Raw genomic sequence first — 23,762 nt, 5'->3', positions numbered from 1 at the left:
GTAATTCGAAAGAATCAACAACATCCGCTTGCAGATGCGAGACCGGTCGAGCCCCCGGTTCGACGGGCCATCGCGCCCCCTGCGTACGCCTGCGCACCTTCGAATGCTTAACCCGGCAATATTTAACGATTCAAGATAATTGTTACGTTTTTGGAGCATCTGCAGCCCCCCGATTCCTGCCTTCGCGGGGGTCTGTTGCACAGGGCGCGGTGATACTGTTCCGGCCCCGAATCTTGCGTTCCTGGTGTGCGCACTGCGCGCCGGAGGACACGAGGCGTGGCACATCATCCAACTCGCTCATGTAAGAAAAAATGAACAAACTGCTCGCACTCATCTTCGTGGCTGCCGCCATCACCGCTTGCTCGAAGCAAGAGTCCACGCCCGCAGCGCCGGCCGCTCCCGCAGCACCTGCTGCCACCGCACCGGCCACGCCGGCACCCGCACCGGCCGCCAGCGCACCGGCTGCTGCAGCGCCTGCAGCCACCACGACGGCATCGGCCGACGTGCCCAAGGAATGCCAGGAGTACCTGGACAAGGTGAGCGCCTGCGTGGGCAAGCAAAGCGGCGCCGCCGCCGACGCGCTCAAGGGCAGCCTCGAGCAGACCAAGGCCACCTGGGCCAGCTACGGCGCCAACGCCGCCCAACTCGGCGCCGCCTGCAAGGCCGCTTCCGACGCCTTCGCCGCACAAGCCACGGCCATGAAGTGCTGATGCACTGAGTCGCTGACGCCGGCGAGCTTGCCCTCGCCGTGCGACGCGACACACACCTCCTCGTCCTCGACGAGGAGGCGCCGCCCCCACAATAACGGTCGGCGCAAAACGGTCCCTGTCAGACCGCAAGAATCCTTCCCATGACAGACCTCCTCACCAACCTCACCTGGCACGCCCTCTCAGGCCCGCATGCGTCTTTTGCCGCCGGCACATCGACCGCACGCCGCTACGCCACAGGCTTCTCTCCCATCGTCGGTTTTGCCGACGCATTGCACCCCGACCTCGACGCGCTCCTGCCTTTCTGCACGCCGGACGAGCACTTCTATGCCATCGGCTGGTCGGGCACTGCGCCGTCCACCTGGCAGGTCGACATGGAGTCGGTCATCGTGAAGATGATCTGGGACGCGCCTGTGCCCGTGGCCGATACGCTTCCTGATGTGGTCCGGCTGGGCACCGCGGATGTCGAACAGGTGCTCGCCCTGGCCGCCCTCACCCGCCCCGGACCGTTCTCCACGCGCACCATCGAACTCGGTGAGTACGTCGGCTGCTTCGACGCCGACGGCCGGCTCGTCGCAATGGCCGGCGAGCGCATGGCCGCCGGCACGCTGCGCGAGATCAGCGGTGTCTGCACGCACCCTGATGCGCAAGGCAAGGGCTACGCGAAGCGGCTGGTCACGCGCTTGGTGGCGCAGCAGATGCAGCGCGGCGAAGTACCGGTGCTGCATGTGATGCAGGGCAACGCGGGCGCGCGGCGCATCTATGAGCGCATGGGTTTTCGCGTGCACAGCGAACCGGTGGTTCGCGTGATCTCGCGGCGCTGAACAGCGCCGCGCCTGCTGCCTGAATCAGGCCGCAGCCACCCCACGTTCGCTCGTGATCTCGGCACCTTCGCGCATCGTCTTCGTGACCGGCGTGTTGGCCACCACCTCGAGCAGCCGGCTCCACTGTGCATCGGTCAGCGGTGCGCTGGCGTGCAGCACGCGGTGGATGTGCGCCTTGCCGTCCGCGTCTTTCGAAAAACTCAGCTCGGCCTTGAACTCGCCCAACTCCCAGCCCTTGCGCTGGGCGTACATCCGCAGCGTGATCGCGGTGCAGGCGGACAGCGCGGCCAGGTAGTAGTCATAGGGCGCCGGCCCCGCGCCCTGCCCGCCCAGCGACGCCGGCTCGTCCGCCACGAGCTGGAACTTGCCGACCTGGATGCGGTGGTTGAAATTGACGTCGGTGGAGACGATCGTTGCGGTGTGGCCCATGGGTGTGCTCCTGTTGACAAGCAAGCATTCTGGCGCGCTCAGCGGTCCAGCACCGCGTGCGGCCAACGCCCCGCGTCCACGCGCTCCTGCACCACGGCGCGCAGGATGTCGATGAGCACTTCCGTCGCGCGCGACGGCGGCCGGTCGGAGGCGCGGGCCAGCACGCGGCGCAGCCGCAGCCCCTCGATGGGAATCGCGACAAGCCGGCCGGCCTCGATCTCGTCCTGCACCACCGCCGCGAAGTGGACCGTGAGGCCCAGGCCCTCTTCCACCAGGCGGGCCGCCACGCTCAAAGTCTCGACCTCGACCACCGGGTTCAGCACCACCCCCGCGCGCGCCGCCGCCGCTTCGAGCTCGAGCCGCACGCCCGACTTGGACACGCCCGTCATCACCAGCGGCAGGCCGGCCAGCCGGGGCAGCTTGATCTTCGTCATGCGCATCAGCCGCGTGTCGTCGGTGCGGCCGATGAGGCACAGCGATTCGGTCATGAGCGGCGTGGCCAGCACGTTGGCCAGCTGCATCGGGCCGTTGAGGATCGCGACGTCGACGGCCCCCTGCTCCAGCATGCCCAGCAGCGACTGCGAGAAGCCCTCGACGATGCGCAGCCGCACATCGGGGAACTGCTCGCGCACCGCGCGCGCCAGCGGCACCGCAAGCAGCAGCGCGAGCGCGGGCGAAAGGCCGATGGCCACGGGCCCGCGCGGATCGCGCTGGCGGGCCGTCATGTCCTGCTTCATCTGCTCGGCATAGCGCAGCAGGAACGACGCGCGCTCCATGAGGAACACGGCCTCCTCGGTCGGCGTCGCGCCGCGCGCGTGCCGCTCGAACAGGCGCACGCCCAGCTCTTCCTCGAGCAGGCGGATCTGCCGGCTCAGCGCCGGCTGCGCCACATGCAGCACGGCGGAGGCGCGGCCGTAGTGCTGCTGCGTGGCGAGCACCACGAAATACCGAAGCTGTCTGAGGTCCATGCGGGGATTCCAGGTCGTTGCCACAAGAGCGGCCGAGGGTCACCGGACACCTCATACCGAAATGTTATCGAATCGCTCGAAAAATGGTAATGGACGCATGAAAGACCGTTGCCTACAGTGGGCCTCGCAGAACGTAAACCGCTGCTTTTTCGACGAATCCGAACCTCATCGCATCAAGGAATAGACATGGACCCCACCCTCCAGGAAATGGAATCCACCCGCATCGCCCGCTGGGGCAAGGTCGCGCCCTACGGCGAGACCTTCATCGAGAGCCGGCTGCCGGGGATGAAGAAAAACATCTACAAGATCATGAACCGCGGCGTCCTGGAGAACAAAGGCGTCCAGCCGGCAATTCCAGGCAACCACCGCTTCGGCGTGACCTTCATCGAAATCCCGGTTGGCCAGGGTGCCAGCCTTCACGCACACAAGACCGAGGAAGTCTTCTGTCCGCTGAACGGGCAGATGGAGGTCATCTGGGGCGAGAAGGGCCAGTACTCCGTGATGCTCAACCAGTGGGACGTGATCTCGTGCCCCATCGGCGTGATGCGCGGTTTCCGCAATCCGAACGATCACGCGCTGGTGGTGTATTCGGTCGTCGGTGGAACCGACGAAGAATGCGGACGCATCGCCTGGCACGAGGATGTCGTCAGGGCTGCAGAGGCCACCGGCCTGGTCTACGGAACCGACGGCTACATCAAGGAGACGGTGCCAGAAACAAAGTAGTCGCCGCGCCGACCGCCCGAACTGCGCAAGGCTCATAGGCACCACCCGAGGAGACAAAAAATGACGATCCCCCACGACTTCCAGGCCGCACGCCGCATGCCGACATGCGGCGTGGCCCACGGCATGAGCCGGCGACACGCCCTCGCCGCGACGCTCGCGGCGCTGGGCGCCGGCCTTGTCCGCGCCCAGCCGGCCTGGAGCCCCAAGGCCCCCGTGCGCATCGTCGTTCCCTTCGCCGCCGGCGGCACCTCGGACATCATCGCGCGCATCGTGGCCGTGCGGCTCGCACAAGCGCTGGGCCAGCCCGTGCTCGTCGACAACCGCGTGGGCGCCGGCGGCAACATCGGCATCGCCTCGGTGGCGCGCGCCGCGCCCGACGGCCAGACGCTGCTGCTGGTGTCGTCCGCCTTCGTGACCAACCCGGCCCTGTTCGCCGACAAGCCCCCGTATGACCCGCTGCGCCAGTTCGCACCGGTGTCGCTCGCCGTCAGCTCACCCGACGTGATCGTGGTGCCGGCCGCGAGCCCGCTCACCAGCCTGTCGGCCCTGATCGACGCCGCCAAGCGCCGGCCGGGCGCGCTCACCTACTCGACGCCCGGCAAGGGCAACAGCGTGCACCTGGGCGGTGAGTTGCTGTGGCAGCGCGCCGGCATCGAGCTGCTGCACGTGCCTTACAACGGCGCGGCCCCCGCCGTGCAGGCCGTGCTCGGCGGACAGGTCGATTGCGCATTGACCGCACTGCCGGCGGCCAAGGCCCACATCGCGGCGGGCACGCTGCGCGTGCTGGCCGTCGGCAGTCGCGCGCGCTGGGCCGAGCTGCCGCAGGTACCGACGGTGGCGGAGTCGGGCTTCGCCGGCTACCGCTCCGAGACCATGCAGGCCCTGTTCGCGCCGGCGGGCACACCCACGGCCGCCATCGAGCGGCTGCACACCGAGGTGCGGCGCATCCTGGCGCTCGATGAGGTGCAGCGCCAGACGCGCGACCTCGGCTTCGAGACGGTCGCGAGCCTGCCCGCCGACCTCGCCGCGCGCGTCGCCGAAGACGTGCCGCGCTGGACCGCCGTCGCCACCCGCGCGCGCATCCGCGCCGACTAACCGGCGCCACGCCCCTTCATCCACAGCGGTGCGCCGATGCGTGCCGGGCCGCGCCGTGCCGTGCCGATTTCGTTTTCTTCACTCTCCAGGACTTCCATGATTTCTGTCGCCGAGACCCCCACGGACACCGAGGCACCGCCCGCTCCCCGCTCAATCCCCGCCAATGCCCAGGCGCTGCTGCAGGCCGTGCTGGACGCCAACCAGGGCACGCGCGACGCGCGCACCCGCACCGTGCTCGACGCGATGATCCGCCACCTGCACGCCTTCGCCTCGGAAGTGACGCTGACCTATGAAGAGCTCTTCAAGGGCCTGGACTTCATGGTGCGCATCGGCCAGGCCACGGGCCCGCGCAAGCACGAAGGCATCCTGCTCGCCGACATCCTCGGCATGGCCACACTGGTGCTGCTGATGGACGCCAAGGCCGTGCTCGCCGCGGGCGGCACCGAGCCGGCGCTCATCGGTCCCTTCTGGCGCGCGAACCAGCCGGTGCGGCCCAACGGCGTGCGCATTGCGACCGACGACACCGCAGGCGAAACGCTGCACGTGAAAGGTCGCGTGCTGTCGCTGGACGGCACGCCCATCGCAGGCGCCCGCATCGAGACCTGGCAGGCCGCGCCCAGTGGCTTGTATGAGAACCAGGACCCGGAGCAGGAAGACATGAACCTGCGCGCCGTCTTCGAGACCGACGCCGACGGCCGCTTCTGGTTCGAGAGCGTGCAGCCCTCGGGCTACGGCGTGCCCACCGACGGCCCCTGCGGCGAACTGCTCGCACTGCAGAACCGCAGCCACATGCGACCGGCGCACCTGCACTTCATCGCCATCGCGCCCGGGCACAAGGTGCTGACGACGCAGATCTTCGATGCACGCGATCCGTACGCCTACAGCGACGCGGCCTTCGGCGCGGTCGGCTCGCTGCTGCGCGACTTCGAGCCCGACAGCGCGGGCCACTTCCACCTCGACTTCGAGCTGCGGCTGGAGGCCGGCGAAACGCGCCTGCCCACGCCGCCGCTGCCCTGAACGCGCACACACACGCATTTCCTTCCCTTCACTTCGCACCACGAGACATCGCACCATGAGCACACCACCGCGCGCCCTTCGCCTCAGCGCCAAGGCCCCGAGCCCCGAGGCACTTAACCCCGACCTGGTCGACATCGCACAGCCCGAGACACCGGCCGGCTGCGCCATCGTCGAAGTCCTTGCCGCGGCGATCAACCCGAGCGACGTCAAGGCGGCGCTCGGCCTGATGCCGTACGCCATCTGGCCCCGCACGCCGGGCCGCGACTACGCCGGACGCGTGGTCGCCGGCCCGTCGGAATGGATCGGCCGCGCCGTCTGGGGCACCGGCGGCGACCTCGGCATCACGCGCGACGGCACGCATGCGCGCTACCTCGTGCTGCCCGTGGCGGCACTCGTCGCCAAGCCCGAGCGCATCGCCATGGCCTCGGCGGCCACGGTGGGCGTGCCCTTCGTGACGGCCTACGAAGGCCTGCGCCGGGCCCACCTCGCAGGCCCCGGCCAGACCGTGCTGGTGCTGGGCTCGAACGGCAAGGTCGGGCAGGCCACCGTGCAGCTGGCCACGCGGGCCGGCGCGCGCGTGATCGGCGTCGAACGCGGCGCCACCCGGTACACAGGCCATGCGAGCGCGCAGGTCGAGGTGATCGACGGCACGCGCGACGACATCGCGCAGACCGTGCTGTCGATGACCGATGGCAAAGGCGTGGACATTGCCTACAACACCGTCGGCTCGCCCTACTTCGCGGCGGCGCTCGGCGCACTCAAGGTGGGCGGCACGCAGATCCTGATCTCCACACCCGACCGCAACGTGCCCTTCGACATCATGGCCTTCTACCGCCGCGATCTGCACATGCTCGGCGTGGACAGCCTGAAGCTCACGGCCAGCCAGTGCGCGGATGTGTTTCGCACGCTGCTTCCCGGCTTCGAGGACGGCAGCCTGCAGGGCTTCGACGTGAACGACGGCTCGGTGCTGCCGCTGGACCGCGCGCGCCAGGCCTACCTGCAGGTGCTCGAAGGCTCGATGGAGCGGCTGGTTCTGGCGCCCTGAGCGCATCCAGGGCGCCCTGTCCCGCGCATCACTTCGGGGCCTGCCCGCAGGCAGGCCCTTCCCCACGAACAACAAGGAGACAACGATGGACACCCATCGCAGGACATTGCTTCGCCTCACGGCAGCCGCAGGCGGCATCGCCACCCTTCCCGCCACGCTCTTCGCGCAGCCCGCCTACCCGAGCCAGCCCGTGAAGCTGGTCATTCCCTTCACCGCCGGATCGACCACCGACGTGGTCGGCCGCATCGTCGGCGAGCGGCTGCAGCAATCCCTCGGCCAGCCCTGCGTGGTCGACAACCGGCCCGGTGCGGGCGGTACGCTGGGCGCCAGCGCGGTGGTCAATGCCGCGGCCGACGGTCACACGGTGCTGATCCACTCGACCGGCCATGTGGCCAACGCCGCGCTCTACCCCGGACTCAAGTACGACACGCTGAACGACTTCACACCGGTCACCATGCTGGCATCGATGCCCAACGTGCTGGTCGTTCCGCCGGACCGCGGCTTCACTTCGCTGCAGGACCTCGTGCGCAAGGTGAAGGCCGGCCCCCAGAAGTTCGTGTACGGCTCTTCGGGCAGCGGCAGCGCCTCGCACATCGCAGGCGAGAAGTTCCGCATCGCGACCGGCATCGAGGTCGCGCACATCCCGTACCGGGGCACGCCGCAGGCGCTCACCGATCTCATGGGCGGGCGGCTCGACTGGTTCCTGGCCCCGCTGGCGCTGGCCGCCCCGCTGGTGCAAGGCGGCAAGCTCGCAGCGCTGGCCATCGGCGCACCGAAGCGTTCGCCACTGCTGCCGCAGGTGCCGACCACCGCCGAAAGCGGCTTCGGCGATGCGGACCACCTGTTCTGGGTCGGCATGTTCGTGGCCGCCAGGACGCCGGAGCGCACCGTGGCGCACCTGCATGCCGAGACCGTGCGCGCCCTGAAGACCAGCGAGGTGCGCGCGCGCCTGGACAAGCTCGGCGCCGACGCCGCACCGATGCCGCAGCAGGCCTTTGCGCAGCAGGTGCGCGAAGAGATCGTGGCGACCACCGCGCTCATCCGGCGCGCCGGCATCCGCATCGACAGCTGATCACCCCTCGACCGCTGCGCTTCGAAAGAAAAACATGAGACAACCACACAAACTTCTGCTTGCCCTCGCGGCCACGGGCGCGCTCGGCGCCGCGCACGGCCAATCGTCCGTCACGGTGTTCGGCAGCATCGACCTGAACTTCACCTACTCGAAGGCAGGCAACGCCTCGACCAAGGCCATGGACCAGGGCGGCTACCTGCTGCCCAGCCGCCTGGGCTTTCGGGGCGTGGAAGACCTGGGCGGCGGACTCGCGGCCGGCTTCTGGCTCGAGACCGCCGTGCTGCCCGACACCGGCGAGACGCAGGGCGGCTTCGGCCGGCGCTCCACCGTGAGCCTGATGAGCAAGGACCTCGGCGAGCTGCGCCTGGGCCGCGACTACACGCCCACGTTCTGGAACGTGTCGAGCTTCTCGCCGTTCGGCACGGTCGGCGTGGGAGGCAGCAGCAACATCGTCGAAGGCTGGCCGCTCGGCCTGGGCCGCGCCCGCACGCAGGCTCGCGCCAGCAACTCGGCCGGCTACTTTCTGCCGCGCGGCCTCGGCGGCCTGTACGGGCAGTTCATGTTCGCAGCGGCTGAAGGCACGCAGGGCGCCGGCTACCGCGGCGGGCGGCTGGGCTACGAGTCGGGCCCGCTCAACGTGGCCGCCGCTTACGGCCAGACCGCCATCGGCGTCGACGACTACCGCACGGTGACCGTCGGCGGCAGCTACGACTTCGGCGTCGTCAAGGCCTATGCCAACTACCTGCGCCATCGGCTGGGACGCGAGCGGCAGACGAACGCGCTGATCGGCGCATCGGTTCCCGTCGGCGCGGGGCAGATCCGCGTGTCGTTCGCGCGCTCCGAGCGCTCCGGCCCGGGCCTCGAGACCGACGGCACCGCGCGCCAGTTCGCCATCGGCTACGCGCACCACCTGAGCAAGCGCACGACGCTGTACAGCGCCTACTCGCGCATCAGCAACCGCGGCAATGCCGCCTATGTGGTGGCCGATTCGTCGCCGGCCGGTGTGCCGGGCCAGCGCTCGTCGGGCATTCAGCTCGGCGTGAACCACGCCTTCTGAACGCAGCCCATGAAACGACCGATACGACAACGGCTCGTCGCGGCCGCCGTGGCGGCGCTCGCGCTGCTGTGGCTGCCCGTGGCGCAGGCGGCCGACACGCTGCTGCTCAACGGCGAGCTCCTCACGATGGACCCGGCGAAGCCCCGCGCGCAGGCGCTCGCGGTGCGCGGCAACCGCATCATCGCGGTGGGCTCGAACACCGCCATCCGCAAACTGCGCACCGCGCACACCCGCGTCATCGACCTGGGCGGCAAGACGGTGATCCCTGGCCTCATCGATGCGCACATCCACGCCATCCGCGGCGGCCAGGGTTTCACCTTCGAGAGCTACTGGTACGAACAGACCACGCTGTCTGGCGCGCTCGACCAGCTCGCGCAAGAGGCTGCGAAGCGCGGGCCCGGCCGATGGGTCGCGGTGATGGGCGCGTGGCATCCGGCGCAGTTCGCCGAGCAGCGCGCGCCGACGCCGCAGGACCTGAGCACCGCACTGCCCCACAACCCGGCCTACGTGCAGTACCTGTACGACTACGCCGTCGTCAACAACCAGGCGATCGACGTGCTGGGGCTGGACACCGGCGCCGCGTTGCCGCCCGGCATCACGGTGGAGCGCGATGCGCAAGGCCGTGCCACCGGCAAGCTGTTCGGCGGCATCGGGCCCTTCTCCGCGCTGTTCGCACGCATCAGCGCGCGCCCCGAAGCCGAGAACCGCGCCAGCCTGCAGGCCTTCTTCAGCGAGCTCAACCGCCTGGGCGTGACCGGCGTCGTCGATCCGGCCGCGGGCGACCACGCCATCTACGGCCCGCTGTTCACGCTGTGGCGCGACAAGGCGCTGACCGTGCGCGTCGCCTACCGCGCCTCGGCCCTGGCGCCCGGCAACGAAACCGCCTGGTTCCAGACCAGCCTGGCCTACCTGCCGCCGCTGTTCGGCGACGACATGCTGCGCTTTCTCGGCGTGGGCGAAGTGCTGGCCTTCGGCATGAACGATGGCGTGCGCATGAGCGCGGGCTTCAACCCGCCGCAGTCGGCGCGCGACGAGCTGGCCCGGGCCGCGCTGTTCGCGGCAGAGCGCCGCTATCCGCTGGAGATCCACGCCTACACCGAAGACGGCGCGAAGGCCATCCTCGATGTGCTCGAGAAGGTCGCGCAGACGCGTCCCTTCAAGGACCTGCGATGGGCCATCACGCACATCAACACGGGCTCCGAACCGACCTTCGAACGCATGCGCAAGCTGGGCATGGCGTACACGGTGCAGATGGGTCCGTACTTCGAGGCGCCGGCAATCCAGGAAGCCCACGGCGCCGAGGCTGCGCAGGCATCGCCGCCCACGCGCCTGGCGCTGCAAAAGGGCCTGATGGTGGCCGGCGGCACCGACTCCACGCGCGTCGGCGTGATCAACGTGTGGCGCGCCATCGAGTACCACGTGACGGGCCGCGCCGTCGGCGGTGCCGTGCAGCGCCGCGCCGACCACCTGCTCACGCGCGAGGAAGCCTTGCGGCTGTACACGGCCAACGCCGCGTGGCTCACCTTCAGCGAGCCGCATCGCGGTTCGTTGACGGCCGGCAAGCTCGCGGACTTCGCGGTGCTCGACGCGCCCTTCCTCACCGTGGCGCCCGACGACATCCACAAGATCCGCTCCGTGCTGACCTTCGTCGACGGCAAGCCCGTGCACGTGGCGCCGCGCCACGGTGCCGCCTTGCCGCCGCGCACCGATGCGCGCGTGCTGAAGGCCATCGGCCACGCGCACGACCACGGCGACGAAGCCGAAGGCGTTCCAGCTCGCCATTGACCGGTTGCCCTCGGAGCGCATGGCCGGCCGCGCCTCAGTTCTGCGCCGAGATCTTCTCGTCGCGGACCACCTGGGTCCAGCGCGTCACTTCCTTCGCGACGAAGGCCTGCGCCTCGGCCGGCGTGGTGGACCACGCATCGGCTGCCTGCAGCCGCAGGCCTTCGGCCACCTCGGGGCGCTTGAGCGTGACGCGCACCATCTCGGCGAGCTTCGCGACGATGGCCGGCGGCAGGTTCTTCGGCGCGCCCAGTGCGTACCAGGCGGTCACGTCGAAATCGGGCAGCACGGTTTCGGCGATCGTCGGCACGTCGGGGTACAGCGCGAAACGCTGGCGCGAGGTCACGGCCAGCGGCCTGACCTTGCCGCTGTCGATGTAGGCGCTCATGCCGGCCATCGACGTGACGATGATCGGCACCTCGCCGCTCACGACCGCCAGCGCGGTGGCGCTGCCGCCACGGTAGGGCACGTGGTTGAAGCGCACGCCCGCCCGCGACTGCAGCAGCGCCGCGGCCAGGTGCATGCCGCTGCCATTGCCGCCCGAGCCGTAGTCGATGGTGCCGGGCGCGGCCTTGGCCTTCTTCATCAGTTCCTGCACCGTCGCGAACTTGGCGTTGGGGTTCGCGATGATCGCGAACGGGCTCTGCGCCACCATGGAGATCATGGTGAAGTCGTTCACCGCGTCGTACGGCAGCGCGCCGTACAGGCTGGGCGCCGCCGCATGGCCGGAGGCCATGAGAAAGAGCGTGTAGCCGTCGGGTGCACTGCGCGCCACGTAGCGCGCGGCCATCGTGCCGCCCGCGCCCGGCTTCGCCTCGACGATGGCCGACTGCTTGAAGTGCTCGTGGAACTGCGCGGCCAGCAGGCGCGCCAGGTGGTCGATGGGACCGCCGGGCGCGAAGCCGTGCACGATGCGCACCGGCCGGTTCGGCCAGGTGTCGGTGGCCTGCGCATGCGAAGCCACGGCGCCAAGTTGCAGCGCGGCGAACGCGAAGAGTCTCAGTATTTTTTTCATGATGGGGTCTGCGAAGGCGGGCGTGCGGCAATGCCTCAGACGAACCTGATGCTGGCGGCCTGGGCCCCCACGCGCTCTTGCGCTTGCACCAGCCGGGCCTTGAGGTTCGCCCAATCGACACCGAGCATCTTGCCGTGCCGCTTGCGCGCCTTGCCGGCGATCCACACGCTGTCGACATCGGGCGTGCCCGCGAAGGTGACGACGCGGTCCGCCAGGCTGCCGGCCATGCCGAAGCCGATGCGGTCGGTGCTCAGCAGCACGAGGTCGGCGCGCTTGCCGACGGTGATGGTGCCCGTCACGCCGCCCAGTCGCACGGCCTGCGCGCCCATCGAGGTGGCGAAGTCCAGAATGTCTTCCGACGTATACCGGCCGACGTACCCGCGGCACTCGGGGTCGAGGTACAGGCTCCAGAACGTGGCGCGGATGTGCTCGAAGTAATCGCCCGTGAGCGCCAGCGAGATGTCGATGCCCATGCCCGTGGGCACGCCGGCCGCGCGCGCACGCCCGTGCACCGACGGGCCCTTGCTCGGCGACATCACGTACGGGAACTCCCCCATCGCGGTCGCGCAGATCATGCCGCCGGTGTCGCGCAGCATCTTCAGCTCGTCCGACGTGAGCCGGTTGGCGTGGGTGGCCTGGTAGTCGGGGCCGAGCAGGCCGGCTTCGTGCAGGTCGGGCATGCCCGAATCGCGGTGGCCCATCACGCCCGGGGCGTGCGGCTGCTCGGGCTTGTGGATGTGGGCCGCGAGCATCTTCACGCCCATGCCGCGCGCACGCGTCCATTCCTTGCGGATGTCCTCGATGCGGCTGCCGTTGTTGCCACTGGGTGCCAGGCCGAGCTGCAGCAGCGCCGTGCTGTCGGAGAACAGCTCCTTCTGCAGCCGCTCGGCGGTCTTCCAGTGCGACTCGTTGGTCATGGCGATGCGCTCGCCGTCGGCCTTGGCCAGCGACACGGTATCGCCCGGCTTGTACGAAGACGACACGCCGAGCTGGAACGCGAACCAGCCGGCAATGCCGGAGTCGCGCAGGCCCTGCGCGGCGGCCATGGCTCGGTCTTCGCTGGGCTGGCCGTGCGCGTAGTCGAGCACGGTGGTCACGCCGGAGTCGATGGCCTGCAGGCCGCCGATCAGTTCCGCGAGGTAGTTGTCCTCGGGCGTCATCGAGACGATGGTGCGCATCTTCCACTGCTGGTAGTACGGCGCGTACTCGGCCGGGCGCGTCTTGACCAGACGGCCCATGTCGATGATTTCCCAGACGTGGCGGTGGCCGTCGATCAGGCCCGGCATGAGCACCATGCCTTTCGCATCGATGACCTCGGCGTCGGGTGGCGCCTGCAGGTTCGGGCCGACGGCGGCGATGCGATCGCCGTCGATCAGCAGGTCACTGCCGTGCAGGTCTCCGAGCTTGGGGTCTCGCGTCAGGATGCTGGCGTTCTTGATCAGGGTGTGCGTCATGTCTCACTCGGGGTTTCAAAGGGTCCGAGGATGTTGACGATTTCGTTTCGATCAATAAACGGCGTCCAAAGAAAGAAATGATTTCTTGGCAGGAAAAAATCTAGGCCGCTGCCGCCGCGTCTTCGGCTTCGAGCTGCCACTGGCTGTCGGCCGCAAAGCTGCGCGCCACGAAGTTCACGAACTCGCGCACCTTCGGCGAGGGCCGGCGCGGCTGCGGGAACACAGCGAACAGCGTGCGCGGTTCGGGCATCACGCCGGGCAGCACGGTGTGCAGGTTGCCGTCGGCGAGATGGCCCGTCACGAGGAACGCGGGCAACAGGCCGATGCCCGCGCCGGCCAGCAGCGCCTCGCGCAGCACCAGGCTGTTGTTGCAGCGGCAGTTGCCGCCCACGCGCACCATGCGTTCGCTGCCGGCCTCGGTGAAGCGCCACTCGTCGGGCGTCTGGCCGCGCGTGTAGACCAGGCAGTTGTGACGCACGAGGTCCGCCAACGTATCGGGCGCGCCGCGTGCCTCCAGGTAGGCCGGCGCAGCGACCAGCATGCGCGGCATCTTCGCGATGGCGCGGGTGGCACCGGTCGCGTCCTTCACGTGGTCGGCGATGAACAGCGCCACATCGACGCCCTCCTCCGCCGGATCGACGAAGCGGTCGTTGAGCGTCATGTCGATCGTCACCTCGGGGAAGCCGGCCAGGAAATCCGCCACCGTGCGGCCCAGGTGCGCCGTGCCGAGCGACACCGGCGCGCGCACTTTCAGCAGCCCGCGCGGCGTGGTCTGCAGCTGGCCGGCGGACTTCTCGGCCTCTTCCACGTCGTCGAGGATGCGCACGCACTTGTCGTAGTAGCTGCGCCCGGCGTCGGTGAGGTTGATGCGCCGCGTGGTGCGCGCCAAGAGCGGCGTGCCGATGTGGTTTTCGAGCGCCGCCACGTACTTGCTCACCGAGGCGTTGGACATGCGCATCTGCTCGGCGGCGACCGTGAAACTGCCGCGCTCGACCACCTTGCGGAACACACACATGGCCGTGAGGCGGTCCATATTCTTTCCTCTCAGGAAAACAGTTTTTTCTTCGGGCGATGTTTATTGTCAAAAATGAAAATGTCAACATCCTCGGACTCTTACAACCACGGAACGAGACATGACCCCACCCAAGATCGCCCCGCCCTCGGGCTCGGCGCCACCGGCCGGATTGACCCGCAAGGCTTTCCTCGGACTGTCGGCCGGCGCTGCCGCCGCAGCGGCCTTTGCGCCGCAGGCGATGGCGCAAACGCCGAAGCCCGCTGCGTCGCCACGCGGCCCCGCGCGACGTACGCTGATCCGCGGCGCCGACCTGCTCACGATGGACCCGCTGAACAAGGAGCTGCAGGCGACCGACGTGCTGGTCGAGAACGGCAAGATCGCCGCCATCGGCAAGCGCCTGCCCGCCGGCGATGCCGAGGTGATCGAGGCGCGCGGCATGATCCTGATGCCCGGCATGATCGACGGCCACCGCCACATGTGGCATGGCCTGGATGCAGGGCGCATCGTCAAGGCCGAACCCAATGCCTACGCCAAGGGCTACATCGGCTGGCAGCGGCGCACCATGGCCTGCATGACGCCCGAGGACAACTACCTTGCGGAACTGATCGGCGGCCTGCAGGCCATCGACGCGGGCGTGACCACCGTGCTCGACTACGCGCACGGCCAGCCCACCGAAGAAAAAGCGCTGGCCGCCGCGCGCGGCGTCAAGGACTCGGGCGTGGCTGGCTGGTTCACCTTCCAGCTCGGGCGCGCAACCGCCTTCGGGCCGGGCTCGACGATCTCGACGGCGCGCGTGCATGCCGACCTCAACACGACCACCGAAACCAACTGGAAGACCGTCGAGCGGCTGCAGAAGGAGCTGTTCTCCGACAGCAACGGCCTGCTGCAACTGGGCCTGGCGCCCTCGAACGCCACCGGCCGCCCCGTGGCCGAGGTGCGCAAGGAATGGGAGCGCGCCCGCGCCACCGGCGTGAAGATGATTGCCGCGCACGTGCACAAGACGGCGCAGCCGCAGCCCGCCGGCACCATCGGCCACCGCGGCTCCGGCATCGTCGACCTGCACGAGGCGGGCCTGCTCGGGCCCGACTACCACGCCTCGCACGGCAACCGTCTCACCGACGATGAGCTCAAGATGCTGCGCGACACCGGCGGCATGCTCTGCGCCACGGTGGTCGGCGAGTTCCCCTACATGATGACGCCGCACCTCATGGCCTCCGCGCACGGCCGCGCGCGCCACGCCGGCGTGGCCACCGGCATCGGCATCGACGTGAACTCGGTGCTGCAGCAGGACTACTTCGAGCACGTGCGCTGCGCGTTCCTCAGCCTCTTTCTCGAGCCGGAAGGCCGCGAGATCGTGCGCGACTACAAGTCGGAAGACACGCTCGACTTCGCCACCGCGCTCGGCGCCAAAGCCGTGCGGCTGGGCGATGTCACGGGCAGCCTCACGGTCGGCAAGCGCGCCGACCTGGTGCTGCTGCGCACCGACCGCATCGGCTTCGCCATGCTGGGCAGCCTGGCCGACCGGGTGATGAACTTCGCATCGCAGGCCGACATCGACAGCGTGTGGGTCGCCGGCACCGCGCGCAAGCGGCACGGGAAGATGCTCGGCGTCGACTGGGCGAAGCTCAAGGCCCAGCAGGTGGCGGCGCAGCAGCGCATCGGGCCGCAGCAGGCCAGCATCACCTTCACGACCTAGCGCACAGCGCCGGCCTGCTCGGCCTGCAAGCGCCGCGATGCCCTCGTCGCGCGCGCCCTCGTCATCTCCGCTCACTCAACACCTCCGTGCAGCCCGCTCCCGGGCTGTCGTGGCGCCGCTCGTCCTGCGCCTTCCCACTTTCTGGATTCCACGCGATGAACAAATCCCTGATTGCACTGGCTGCCGTCTCCCTGGCCGGTGCCGCTTCGGCCCAATCCTCGGTCACCGTCTTCGGCGTGATCGATGCGATGGTCAGCAGTTATTCGAACCGCTCGGAAGACCCGCGCGGCCTCACGCCCGCCGTCACCGTGCGCCGCGCCGCCCTCGGCCACTCGGGCTACAACACCAGCCGCCTGGGCTTTCGCGGCACCGAAGACCTCGGCGGCGGCCTGGCCGCCAGCTTCTGGCTCGAGGCCCCGATCACCAACGACGACGGCGCCATGGGCATCGCGAACTTCTCGCGCCGCTCGACCGTGAGCCTCTCGGGCGGCTTCGGCGAGATCCGCCTGGGCCGCGACTTCACGCCGACCTTCTGGAACGACACCCTGTTCGACCCGATCAACACCAACGGCGCCGGCGGCAACCTGATCCTCGCGGCCAACACGGCCTTCGCGGGCAACGCGAACTACGTGCGGGCGAGCAATTCCATCGGCTACTTCCTGCCGCCGAACCTCGGTGGCTTTCACGGGCAGCTGCAGTACGCACTGCACGAGCGCGACAGCTACGCCCCCGGCACCGCGACGCCACCGGGCGTGAACCCCGTCACCGGCGCGCGCAACCCCGGTGCGGTCGCGCCTTCTCGCGCAGGCCGCTACATCGGCGGGCGCCTGGGTTACGCGAGCGGACCGTTGCAACTGGCCGTGGCCTATGGCGACAGCACGGTCGCCGACAACTACTACGCAGGCAGCACCGACTCGGTGAAGACGATGAACCTCGGCGCCTCGTACCACTTCGGCAGCGTCAAGCTCTTCGGCGAGTGGTCGCGCTCGCGGCACGCGCGCGACCTGGCGCAGCCCGCGCTCGGCGGCGGCCTGCGCAAGGTCGACCTCGAGGGCTACGTCGTCGGCGTCACCGTGCCCGTCGGCGCCGGGCTGATCCGCGCCGCGTACTCGCACGTCACCTACGACCAGGACAACACCGGCGCACCGTTCGGCGCAGCAAAGAACCCGAAGGCCGGCAAGCTGGCACTGGGCTACGTGCACAACCTGTCCAAGCGCACCGCGCTGTACGCGACCGTGGGCCATGTGCGCAACAAGAACGGCGCGGCGCTCACCACCGGCGGGCCGGCTTTCGTGCAGACCGCGGGGCTCACGCCGAAGACCTCCACCGGCTACGACTTCGGCATTCGCCACGCCTTCTAGCGGGGGATCGGGGCGCCTCGGAACCGGCACCGCGAGCGCCCTAAGACATCAGCGCCAACGGGGTTGATCCAGACGCTCATAATGCTCGCCGGGCGGCCATGCCAGGGGTCGCCAGCCACCCGGCACAAGCGGGTGCGCCGCCTTCCTGCCTGGCATCGACGGAACGACACCATGAGCGCTTTGCACATGTTTCTACCGGTCTCCGAGCCCGCGCGCAGCGAGGCGCTGGCGCTTTTCATCAAGACACACCACGTGCCCCGCCACCTCGTGAGAGGCACCTCGCGCAAGATGCCGGACGACTGCGGTCCCCCCGCGCCGGTTCGCACCTCGCAGGAACAACCGCAGGCCGCATCCGCCCAGCCATCGGCCGCATCGGCCTAGGGCGGGCAGACCGCAAGGAAGACAGCCCTCGCCGCGCCGGCCGCGCGCGGCGCGTGTTCGTGCGCCCTTCTTGGCTCGCCTCCGGTGGCCGCTGGACATCGCGTGCCACATCGCCGCGAGGCAGCCCATCTTTCCATTCGCCTACACCGAAAACCCGGGATAAAACCCATCTTCATCGGTCACACTGGCGACATCGACAAAAGAATGCGCGAGTTGTCGCGACATACTGCACGAATGCAAAAAAATCACATGAAAACGAGCCGCCTCACGATGCGCTCGTTCCGCAGCCAGCCATGACGGAGTTGAGGGTCAGCTGGGAGCACACGTTCCCCGACGACGGGACGAAGCTGGTCATCCATTCGAACTGGGTTTCCAACACCCCCGCCACGCAGGCCTACCTCGAGGCCTTGGTCGCGCGGGTCGGGCAGATGGACCCGGCGCCTCACTGCGTTTTCGAGAAGCGCCAGGCCGTCCCGTCGCGCTCGTTGCCGCCGGACCTCGGCACCTTCACCTCGGCCGAGTTCTGGCAGGTGGCCGAGCTGCTGCACCTGCAGGCCACCCCCTCCCTCGCCGCCGCGCGGCTGGTGCTGGTCGAGGGCATGCGCCCGGCCAAGGCGGCGAGGCAGCTCAACACGAGCCCGCAGGCGTTGACGAACACGCTGCGCAAGATCCGCACGGAGCGCGCGACCTCCTCGCGGCTGGGCAGGCTGCCCGCCGACCGGCCGCCATCCGAAGACACAGCGCCGCAGGAGCCCTGAGCGGCCGACCGGCGCACCCTCCCCGGCTTGCATCGGCACGGTCAATCCCGTACGCTGGCCCGGCGTCGATGCGCAGCACCCGAGCCCTTGCGGGCCGCCGGGCCGGCCTTGCGGACGCGCAAAGGAGTCCCGCCATGCCAAGCCGATCGAACGGCCTCGCGGCCGAAATGGAAGCAGTGCGAACACTGGCGCTGGTGGGCCCGGCGGCCGCTGGCAAGACCTCCCTGGCCGAGGCCCTGTTGTTCAAGGCGGGCGCCGTCGGCGCGTGCGGCAGCGTCGAGCGCGGCAGCACCGTCAGCGACCACGACCCGCTCGAGCGCCGCATGCTGCATTCGCTCAACGCCTCGGTGATGCACCTCACGCACGCCGGCACGCGCATCCACCTCATCGACACGCCCGGCGGCCCCGACTTTCTCGGCCAGAGCCTGCCGGCGCTGGAGGCGGTCGAGACGGTGGCGGTGGTCATCAATGCCGCCACCGGCATCGAGCCGATGGCGGTGCGCATGATGGATTACGCGGCCTCGCGCCACCTCGCCCGCATGATCATCGTCAACAAGATCGACTCGCAGGGCGTCTCGCTGTCGGGCCTGCTGGCCGACATCCAGGCCACCTTCGGCCGCGAATGCCTGCCGCTGAACGTGCCCGACGGGGTTAACCGGCAGGTGATCGACTGCTTCTTCAACCGCTTCGGACGCTCCGACTTCGGGCCCGTCGAAGCGGCGCACCGCGCGCTGGTGGAACAGGTGGTCGAGGTCGACGCGGCCTTCGTCGACCGCTACCTCGAGGAAGGCGACGTCGACCCGTCGGAGCTGCACGCGCCGCTCGAGCAGGCGCTGCGCGAAGGTCATCTGATTCCGGTGTGCTTCACCTCGTCGCGCAGCGGCGCCGGCGTGGCCGAGCTGCTGGACGTGATCGTCAAGCTCCTGCCCGACCCGACCGAGGCCAACCCGCCGGAGTTCCTCGTCGGCGAAGGCGCGCAGGCCCAGCCCATGCAGGCCCGGCCCGACCCGTCGCTGCACGTGCTGGCGCATGTGTTCAAGGTCACGATCGACCCCTATGTCGGCAAGATGGGCATCTTCCGCGTGCACCAGGGCACGGTCACGCGCGACAGCCAGCTCTACATCGGCGACGGCCGCAAGCCGTTCAAGGTCGGGCATCTGTTCATGCTCCAGGGCAAGGACCACGTCGAGGTGTCGCACGCGGTGCCGGGCGACATCGTGGCGGTGGCCAAGGTCGACGAGATCCATTTCGATGCCGTGCTGCACGATGCGGCCGAAGACAGCCATGTGCACCTCGCGCCGCTGCCGTTCCCGGTGCCGGTGTACGGCCTGGCCGTGGAGCCCAAGCGCCATGGCGACGAGCAGCGCGCCTGGGAAATCCTCGGCAAGCTCGCGGCCGAAGACCCGTGCCTGCGCATCGAGCATGTGGCCGCGACCAACGAGACGGTGCTCTACGGCCTCGGCGAGCTGCACCTGCGCCTCGTGCTCGAGCGCCTGCGCGAGGTGTACCGCTTCGAGGTCCAGACGCGGCCGCCGCGCATCGCCTACCGCGAGACCGTGACCGCGCCGGCCGAGGGCCACCACCGCCACAAGAAGCAGACCGGCGGCGCCGGCCAGTTCGCCGAAGTCTTCCTGCGCATCGAACCGCTGGCGCGCGGCGCGGGTTTCGAGTTCGCGGACGAAGTCCGGGGCGGCGCCATTCCGAACCAGTTCATCCCCGCGGTCGAGAAAGGCGTGCGCGAGGTGCTGGCCTACGGCGCGATCGCCGGCTACCCCGTGGTCGACGTGCGCGTGGTGGTCTACGACGGCAAGCACCACAGCGTGGACAGCAAGGACATCGCCTTCGCGACCGCCGGCCGCAAGGCCTTCATGGCGGCGATCCGCGAGGCGCAACCGGCCGTGCTCGAGCCGATCGTGCAGATCGAGATCGCCGTGCCCGAGCATGCCGTGGGCGACGTCACGAGCGACCTGTCGTCGCGGCGCGGCCTGGTCACCGGCACGTCGGGCCTGGGGGCCGGCACGGTGGCCATCGGCGGACAGGTGCCCGAGGTCGAGCTGGCCAACTACCAGTCACGCCTCAATGCGATGACCAGCGGCCAGGGGCGCTACACCATCGCGTTGTCGCACTACGAGGCCGTGCCGCCGACCGTGCAGCGCACGCTGATGGGGCAGTACCGGGTGCGCGACGACGACTAGGAGTGCACCGGGAGCATGACGCTGCCATGGCCTAATGGCCGGCATCCGCCATTCATCCCGCACGGGCTCCCCGATGAAGAAACTGCTGCCGCTGGTCCTGTCCACCCTGTTCGCCCTGCCCGCCTCCCAGGCCCACGCCGCACCGCGCCAGCCGTACACCCCGGACCAGGCGCGGGCGCTGCTCGCGCAACTCGGTGCCCACGTGATGGTCATCAATTCCGACCAGACCCTGATCAGGAAAAAGCCGGCGAGCGCGTTCGACGTGCTGACCTACTACCCGCTGCCCAAGGCCAAGGTCGACGAATACAAGCGCAACGGCCACATCGTCAACACGAACGACGACATCGCCGACGCTGCCACCTACCGGATCAAGGACTACGCGCTGACCAACGAGAAGAACGAAAAGCTGCGCCTGAAGGACGACGGCGGCGCGCCGTCGCTGCAGGACTTCTCGCTCTGGACCTACGACAACGCCCTGAGCAGCCAGCGGGGCTTCTACGTGAAGCTGGACAAGCCCTTTGAGCGCGTCAAGGGGCACCTCACGGTGGTGTTCGAGATGCCCGGAAACATCCGGCACGAGACGCGGGTGCCGGTCGACCTGTCCATCACCGACAAGGACCCGCGGCCCGGCACCTGATCCTGCGGTCGCTTCACGGCGATCCTGGCTCGAAGAGCTCGCGCTGCGACGTCGTCAAGGCCGCGAAGCTTTCTCCCATGGGCTGAAGAATGGCATCGGCGATCGGCTGCAATTGCCGGGTGAGGTAGTGCTCGTAGTCGATGCGCGAATGGCGGGTTTCCAACGGCTCCGGCCCGTTGCGGGTCATGACGTACTGGATCCAGCCGCCCTTCTGATACTGCTGGGTCCGACCGACCCGGGCGTTGTGCTCGTCGGCGATGCGCGCGGCCCGCACCTGCGGCGGCACGTTGACCAGATAGTCGTCGAGCCGATGGCGCAGGCGCTTGCGGTAGATGAGCAGGTCGTCCTTGGCGCCTGCCAGCGTCGCCTTCGCATAGTCGGTCACGAACGCCTTATAGGGCTCGCCCTGGAAGATGCGCGACAGCAGGCCCTCCTGGAACTGGCGCGCCAGCGGGGTCCAGTCGCTGCGCGCCATCTCCAGGCCGCGGTACACCATCTCCTCCTTGCCCGCGGCATCCACGCTAAGTCCGGCGTAGCGCTTCTTGCTGCCCACCTCCGAGCCGCGGATGGTGGGCATGAAGAACTTCTTGTAGTGCGTGTCGACCTCGATCTCGAGAAAGCTCTCCAGGCCCTGCTCCTCGCGCAGCGTGCGCGCCCACCATTCGTTGATGTCGGCCGCGAGGCGGGCCGCGACGGCGTGCGCCTCCTCGTTGGTGTGGGTACGCCGGAGCCAGATGAAGATCGAGTCGGTGTCGCCATAGATCGCCTCGTAGCCCCGCTGCTCCACGAACTCGCGCGTGAGCTTCATCATCTCGTGCCCGCGCAGGGTCACGGCGGACACCAGCTTCGGGTTGAAGAACCGGCACTCGGAGGCGCCCAGCACGCCGGCGAAGGAGTTCATGAGCAGCTTCAGCGCCTGCGACAGCGGCTCGTTCTTCGCCCGCTTGGCTTCGTCCCGCGCGTGCCATAGCGTGGTCACGATCTGCGGCAGGCAGTGCCTGTCGCGCGAGAAGACGGTCTCCTGCGGTCCGTGGATGAGCCCGGTCGCATCGCTCGCGTTCAAGCCTTCGACCAAGCCCACCGGATCGACCAGGAAGGTGCGGATGATCGAGGGGTAGAGGCTCTTGTAGTCCAGCACCACGACGGAGTCGTAGAAGCCCGGCTTCGAGTCCATCACGTAGCCGCCCGGGTAGGCCTTGCTCGCGATCTCGCCCACGTTCGGCGCCACGTAGCCCAGGCGGTGCATCCGCGGCAGGTAGTGGTGGCTGAACGCGGCGATGGAGCCGCCGAAGTGGTCGGCCTGCAGGCCGGTGACCTGGGCGCGCTCCATCATGAACTGCAGCAGCTTCGCCTTCTCGAAGATGCGCAGGACCAGCTCGCAGTCGCGGATGTTGTACAGCGCGAGCGCGGGCTTGTCGTTCTGGTAGCGCCGCTCGATCTCCGCCATCTTGTCGTACTCGTCGCCGATGGCCTTGCCTTCGCCCAGCAGCGTCTGCGAGACGTTCTCGAGGCTGAACGACGGAAAGCTCCACACCGCGGCCCGGAGCGCCTCGATGCCATCGAGGACGATCCGCCCCGGCGTGGGCGCGAACAGGTAGCCCTGCTTGCCCGGGTGCGTGCGCCATTCGATGGGCCGGCGCTCCCGCCCCAGCAGCAGCGGCACGCCGCAGTCGTTGGCGGTCTTCTGCAGCACGCGCAGGTCGAACTGGACCACGTTCCAGCCGATGAGGACGTCGGGGTCGTTGCGCTCGAACCAGTCGTTGAGCTGCTCGATCATCGCCTTGCGACTCGGGCAGTAGACGAGCGAGAAATCCATGGGGTCGCCCGGCTCGGGCGGCGGCTCGCCGAGCATGAAGACGATGCGCTCCGGCGTGCCGTCCAGCGCAATGGAGTAGAGCCCTTCATGCTGGCTCGTCTCGATGTCCAGCGACACGACCTTGAGTACCGGCCGGAATTCAGGCGCTGGGCTGAGCTTGCAGTCGACGAGCGTGGCGCCCTCGGCGCGCCCGCCTTCCACCCGCACGCCGGCGGTGATAAAGCGCTCCATCAGGTAGCGGTCGTGCGGGCGCACATCGGCTTCGAGCAAGGGGATGCCCTGCGCCTGCAGGGCGCGCGCCAACCGGCCGATCTGGCGAAAGTGCGTCGCATAGACGCCGAGGACGGCTTCCTGCTGGAAACTCTGGAGCTCGAGCTCACGCAACTGCACGCCCGGCATGGCCGCGAGGTGGACTTCCACCGCCGCTCGGTGCCGGGCGGCGACGAACGCGACGCTGCTGCGGGAAGTCAGCACCACTTTCCTCGGCCCTGCCTCGGTGGCCAGCCAGTACTCGATCTCGGTGCCGGTCGGTGCATCACGCCAGTGGCGCGTGAGGATGAAGCCCTGGAGGTCGGTGGAGGTCACGGGCGCTGGGCGATTCGGGTGGGGCGGGAAGGCGGACGGGGAATCGGAGGATTCTCCCCCGGCCCGGCCCGGCCAGCTGGCGCCCGATGATCGCAACCCGTCCGAGCGGGGCTACCGGATTGAACAGATG

The 23,762-nt window shown here is 68.9% G+C and carries 21 protein-coding genes; 15 read left to right on the top strand and 6 right to left on the bottom strand.

Annotation, left to right across the window (positions count from 1 at the left end; all coding sequences use genetic code 11):
* The first annotated feature begins 311 nt into the window (after window positions 1–311).
* Together AC1RGU_RS15095 and AC1RGU_RS15090 are read left to right on the top strand one after the other, a co-directional pair.
* Window positions 312–710 (top strand): hypothetical protein, encoded by a 399-nt coding sequence (locus tag AC1RGU_RS15095; RefSeq protein WP_062472018.1) that lies wholly within the window; start codon window positions 312–314, stop codon window positions 708–710.
* Window positions 711–850: 140 nt separating this feature from the next.
* On the top strand, window positions 851–1,531 hold the full coding sequence (locus tag AC1RGU_RS15090) for a GNAT family N-acetyltransferase (protein ID WP_492696732.1): 681 nt from the start codon (window positions 851–853) through the stop codon (window positions 1,529–1,531).
* Window positions 1,532–1,555: 24 nt separating this feature from the next.
* Here AC1RGU_RS15090 and AC1RGU_RS15085 read toward each other — a convergent pair whose 3' ends face one another.
* Complete coding sequence (locus tag AC1RGU_RS15085; protein WP_492696731.1) at window positions 1,556–1,960, bottom strand: OsmC family protein; 405 nt, start codon at window positions 1,958–1,960, stop codon at window positions 1,556–1,558.
* A gap of 38 nt (window positions 1,961–1,998) precedes the next feature.
* A complete protein-coding gene (locus AC1RGU_RS15080; protein WP_062472012.1) occupies window positions 1,999–2,928 on the bottom strand; it encodes a LysR family transcriptional regulator in 930 nt (309 codons plus the stop codon).
* Window positions 2,929–3,114: 186 nt separating this feature from the next.
* On the opposite strand from AC1RGU_RS15080, the gene AC1RGU_RS15075 reads away from it, so the two are divergent.
* The 7 genes from AC1RGU_RS15075 (at window position 3,115) to AC1RGU_RS15045 (ending at window position 10,722) form a co-directional block, all read left to right on the top strand.
* On the top strand, window positions 3,115–3,651 hold the full coding sequence (locus tag AC1RGU_RS15075) for a cupin domain-containing protein (protein WP_070061211.1): 537 nt from the start codon (window positions 3,115–3,117) through the stop codon (window positions 3,649–3,651).
* 60 nt (window positions 3,652–3,711) lie between these two features.
* On the top strand, window positions 3,712–4,746 hold the full coding sequence (locus AC1RGU_RS15070; protein ID WP_492696730.1) for a tripartite tricarboxylate transporter substrate binding protein: 1,035 nt from the start codon (window positions 3,712–3,714) through the stop codon (window positions 4,744–4,746).
* A gap of 96 nt (window positions 4,747–4,842) precedes the next feature.
* Window positions 4,843–5,763, top strand: coding sequence for a dioxygenase family protein (locus AC1RGU_RS15065; RefSeq protein ID WP_492696729.1), 921 nt, complete (start codon window positions 4,843–4,845; stop codon window positions 5,761–5,763).
* Window positions 5,764–5,818: 55 nt separating this feature from the next.
* On the top strand, window positions 5,819–6,808 hold the full coding sequence (locus tag AC1RGU_RS15060) for a quinone oxidoreductase family protein (RefSeq protein ID WP_492696728.1): 990 nt from the start codon (window positions 5,819–5,821) through the stop codon (window positions 6,806–6,808).
* Between the two features lie 85 nt (window positions 6,809–6,893).
* Window positions 6,894–7,880, top strand: coding sequence for a Bug family tripartite tricarboxylate transporter substrate binding protein (locus AC1RGU_RS15055; RefSeq protein ID WP_492696727.1), 987 nt, complete (start codon window positions 6,894–6,896; stop codon window positions 7,878–7,880).
* A gap of 34 nt (window positions 7,881–7,914) precedes the next feature.
* Window positions 7,915–8,937, top strand: coding sequence for a porin (locus tag AC1RGU_RS15050; protein WP_369629325.1), 1,023 nt, complete (start codon window positions 7,915–7,917; stop codon window positions 8,935–8,937).
* A gap of 9 nt (window positions 8,938–8,946) precedes the next feature.
* On the top strand, window positions 8,947–10,722 hold the full coding sequence (locus AC1RGU_RS15045) for an amidohydrolase (protein WP_492696726.1): 1,776 nt from the start codon (window positions 8,947–8,949) through the stop codon (window positions 10,720–10,722).
* Between the two features lie 34 nt (window positions 10,723–10,756).
* Here the strand turns inward: AC1RGU_RS15045 and AC1RGU_RS15040 are convergent, their stop codons facing one another.
* From AC1RGU_RS15040 to AC1RGU_RS15030, 3 genes are all read right to left on the bottom strand, one after another.
* Complete coding sequence (locus tag AC1RGU_RS15040; RefSeq protein ID WP_492696725.1) at window positions 10,757–11,734, bottom strand: Bug family tripartite tricarboxylate transporter substrate binding protein; 978 nt, start codon at window positions 11,732–11,734, stop codon at window positions 10,757–10,759.
* A 35-nt stretch (window positions 11,735–11,769) separates the two neighbouring features.
* Window positions 11,770–13,188, bottom strand: a complete 1,419-nt coding sequence (locus tag AC1RGU_RS15035) for an amidohydrolase family protein (RefSeq protein WP_492696724.1) — start codon at window positions 13,186–13,188, stop codon at window positions 11,770–11,772.
* A 100-nt stretch (window positions 13,189–13,288) separates the two neighbouring features.
* Window positions 13,289–14,221 carry a LysR family transcriptional regulator gene (locus AC1RGU_RS15030; protein WP_492696723.1) on the bottom strand — a complete coding sequence of 311 codons (933 nt, stop codon included), beginning with the start codon at window positions 14,219–14,221 and terminating at the stop codon, window positions 13,289–13,291.
* A 100-nt stretch (window positions 14,222–14,321) separates the two neighbouring features.
* Here AC1RGU_RS15030 and AC1RGU_RS15025 point away from each other — a divergent pair, with 100 nt between their 5' ends.
* The 6 genes from AC1RGU_RS15025 (at window position 14,322) to AC1RGU_RS15000 (ending at window position 21,231) form a co-directional block, all read left to right on the top strand.
* Entirely contained in the window at window positions 14,322–15,899 is a 1,578-nt protein-coding gene (locus tag AC1RGU_RS15025) for an amidohydrolase family protein (RefSeq protein ID WP_492696722.1), read from the top strand.
* A 155-nt stretch (window positions 15,900–16,054) separates the two neighbouring features.
* Window positions 16,055–17,260 carry a porin gene (locus tag AC1RGU_RS15020; protein ID WP_492696721.1) on the top strand — a complete coding sequence of 402 codons (1,206 nt, stop codon included), beginning with the start codon at window positions 16,055–16,057 and terminating at the stop codon, window positions 17,258–17,260.
* 171 nt (window positions 17,261–17,431) lie between these two features.
* Window positions 17,432–17,641, top strand: a complete 210-nt coding sequence (locus AC1RGU_RS15015) for a hypothetical protein (RefSeq protein WP_139702348.1) — start codon at window positions 17,432–17,434, stop codon at window positions 17,639–17,641.
* Between the two features lie 293 nt (window positions 17,642–17,934).
* Window positions 17,935–18,399 carry a hypothetical protein gene (locus AC1RGU_RS15010; RefSeq protein WP_492696720.1) on the top strand — a complete coding sequence of 155 codons (465 nt, stop codon included), beginning with the start codon at window positions 17,935–17,937 and terminating at the stop codon, window positions 18,397–18,399.
* Between the two features lie 134 nt (window positions 18,400–18,533).
* Window positions 18,534–20,594: an elongation factor G gene (fusA, locus tag AC1RGU_RS15005; protein ID WP_492696719.1), complete on the top strand. Its 2,061-nt coding sequence runs from the start codon at window positions 18,534–18,536 to the stop codon at window positions 20,592–20,594.
* A 73-nt stretch (window positions 20,595–20,667) separates the two neighbouring features.
* Window positions 20,668–21,231 (top strand): hypothetical protein, encoded by a 564-nt coding sequence (locus AC1RGU_RS15000; RefSeq protein ID WP_492696718.1) that lies wholly within the window; start codon window positions 20,668–20,670, stop codon window positions 21,229–21,231.
* Between the two features lie 13 nt (window positions 21,232–21,244).
* On the opposite strand, the gene AC1RGU_RS14995 is transcribed toward AC1RGU_RS15000, so the two are convergent.
* Window positions 21,245–23,632 carry a DNA polymerase II gene (locus AC1RGU_RS14995; protein ID WP_492696717.1) on the bottom strand — a complete coding sequence of 796 codons (2,388 nt, stop codon included), beginning with the start codon at window positions 23,630–23,632 and terminating at the stop codon, window positions 21,245–21,247.
* Window positions 23,633–23,762: the final 130 nt, after the last annotated feature.

The sequence above is a fragment of the Variovorax sp. GW823-FHT02B07 genome, from assembly GCF_058797695.1.
The sequence above is the reverse complement of the archived record's forward strand: the minus strand, read 5'-3'. Positions and strand labels throughout refer to the sequence as shown.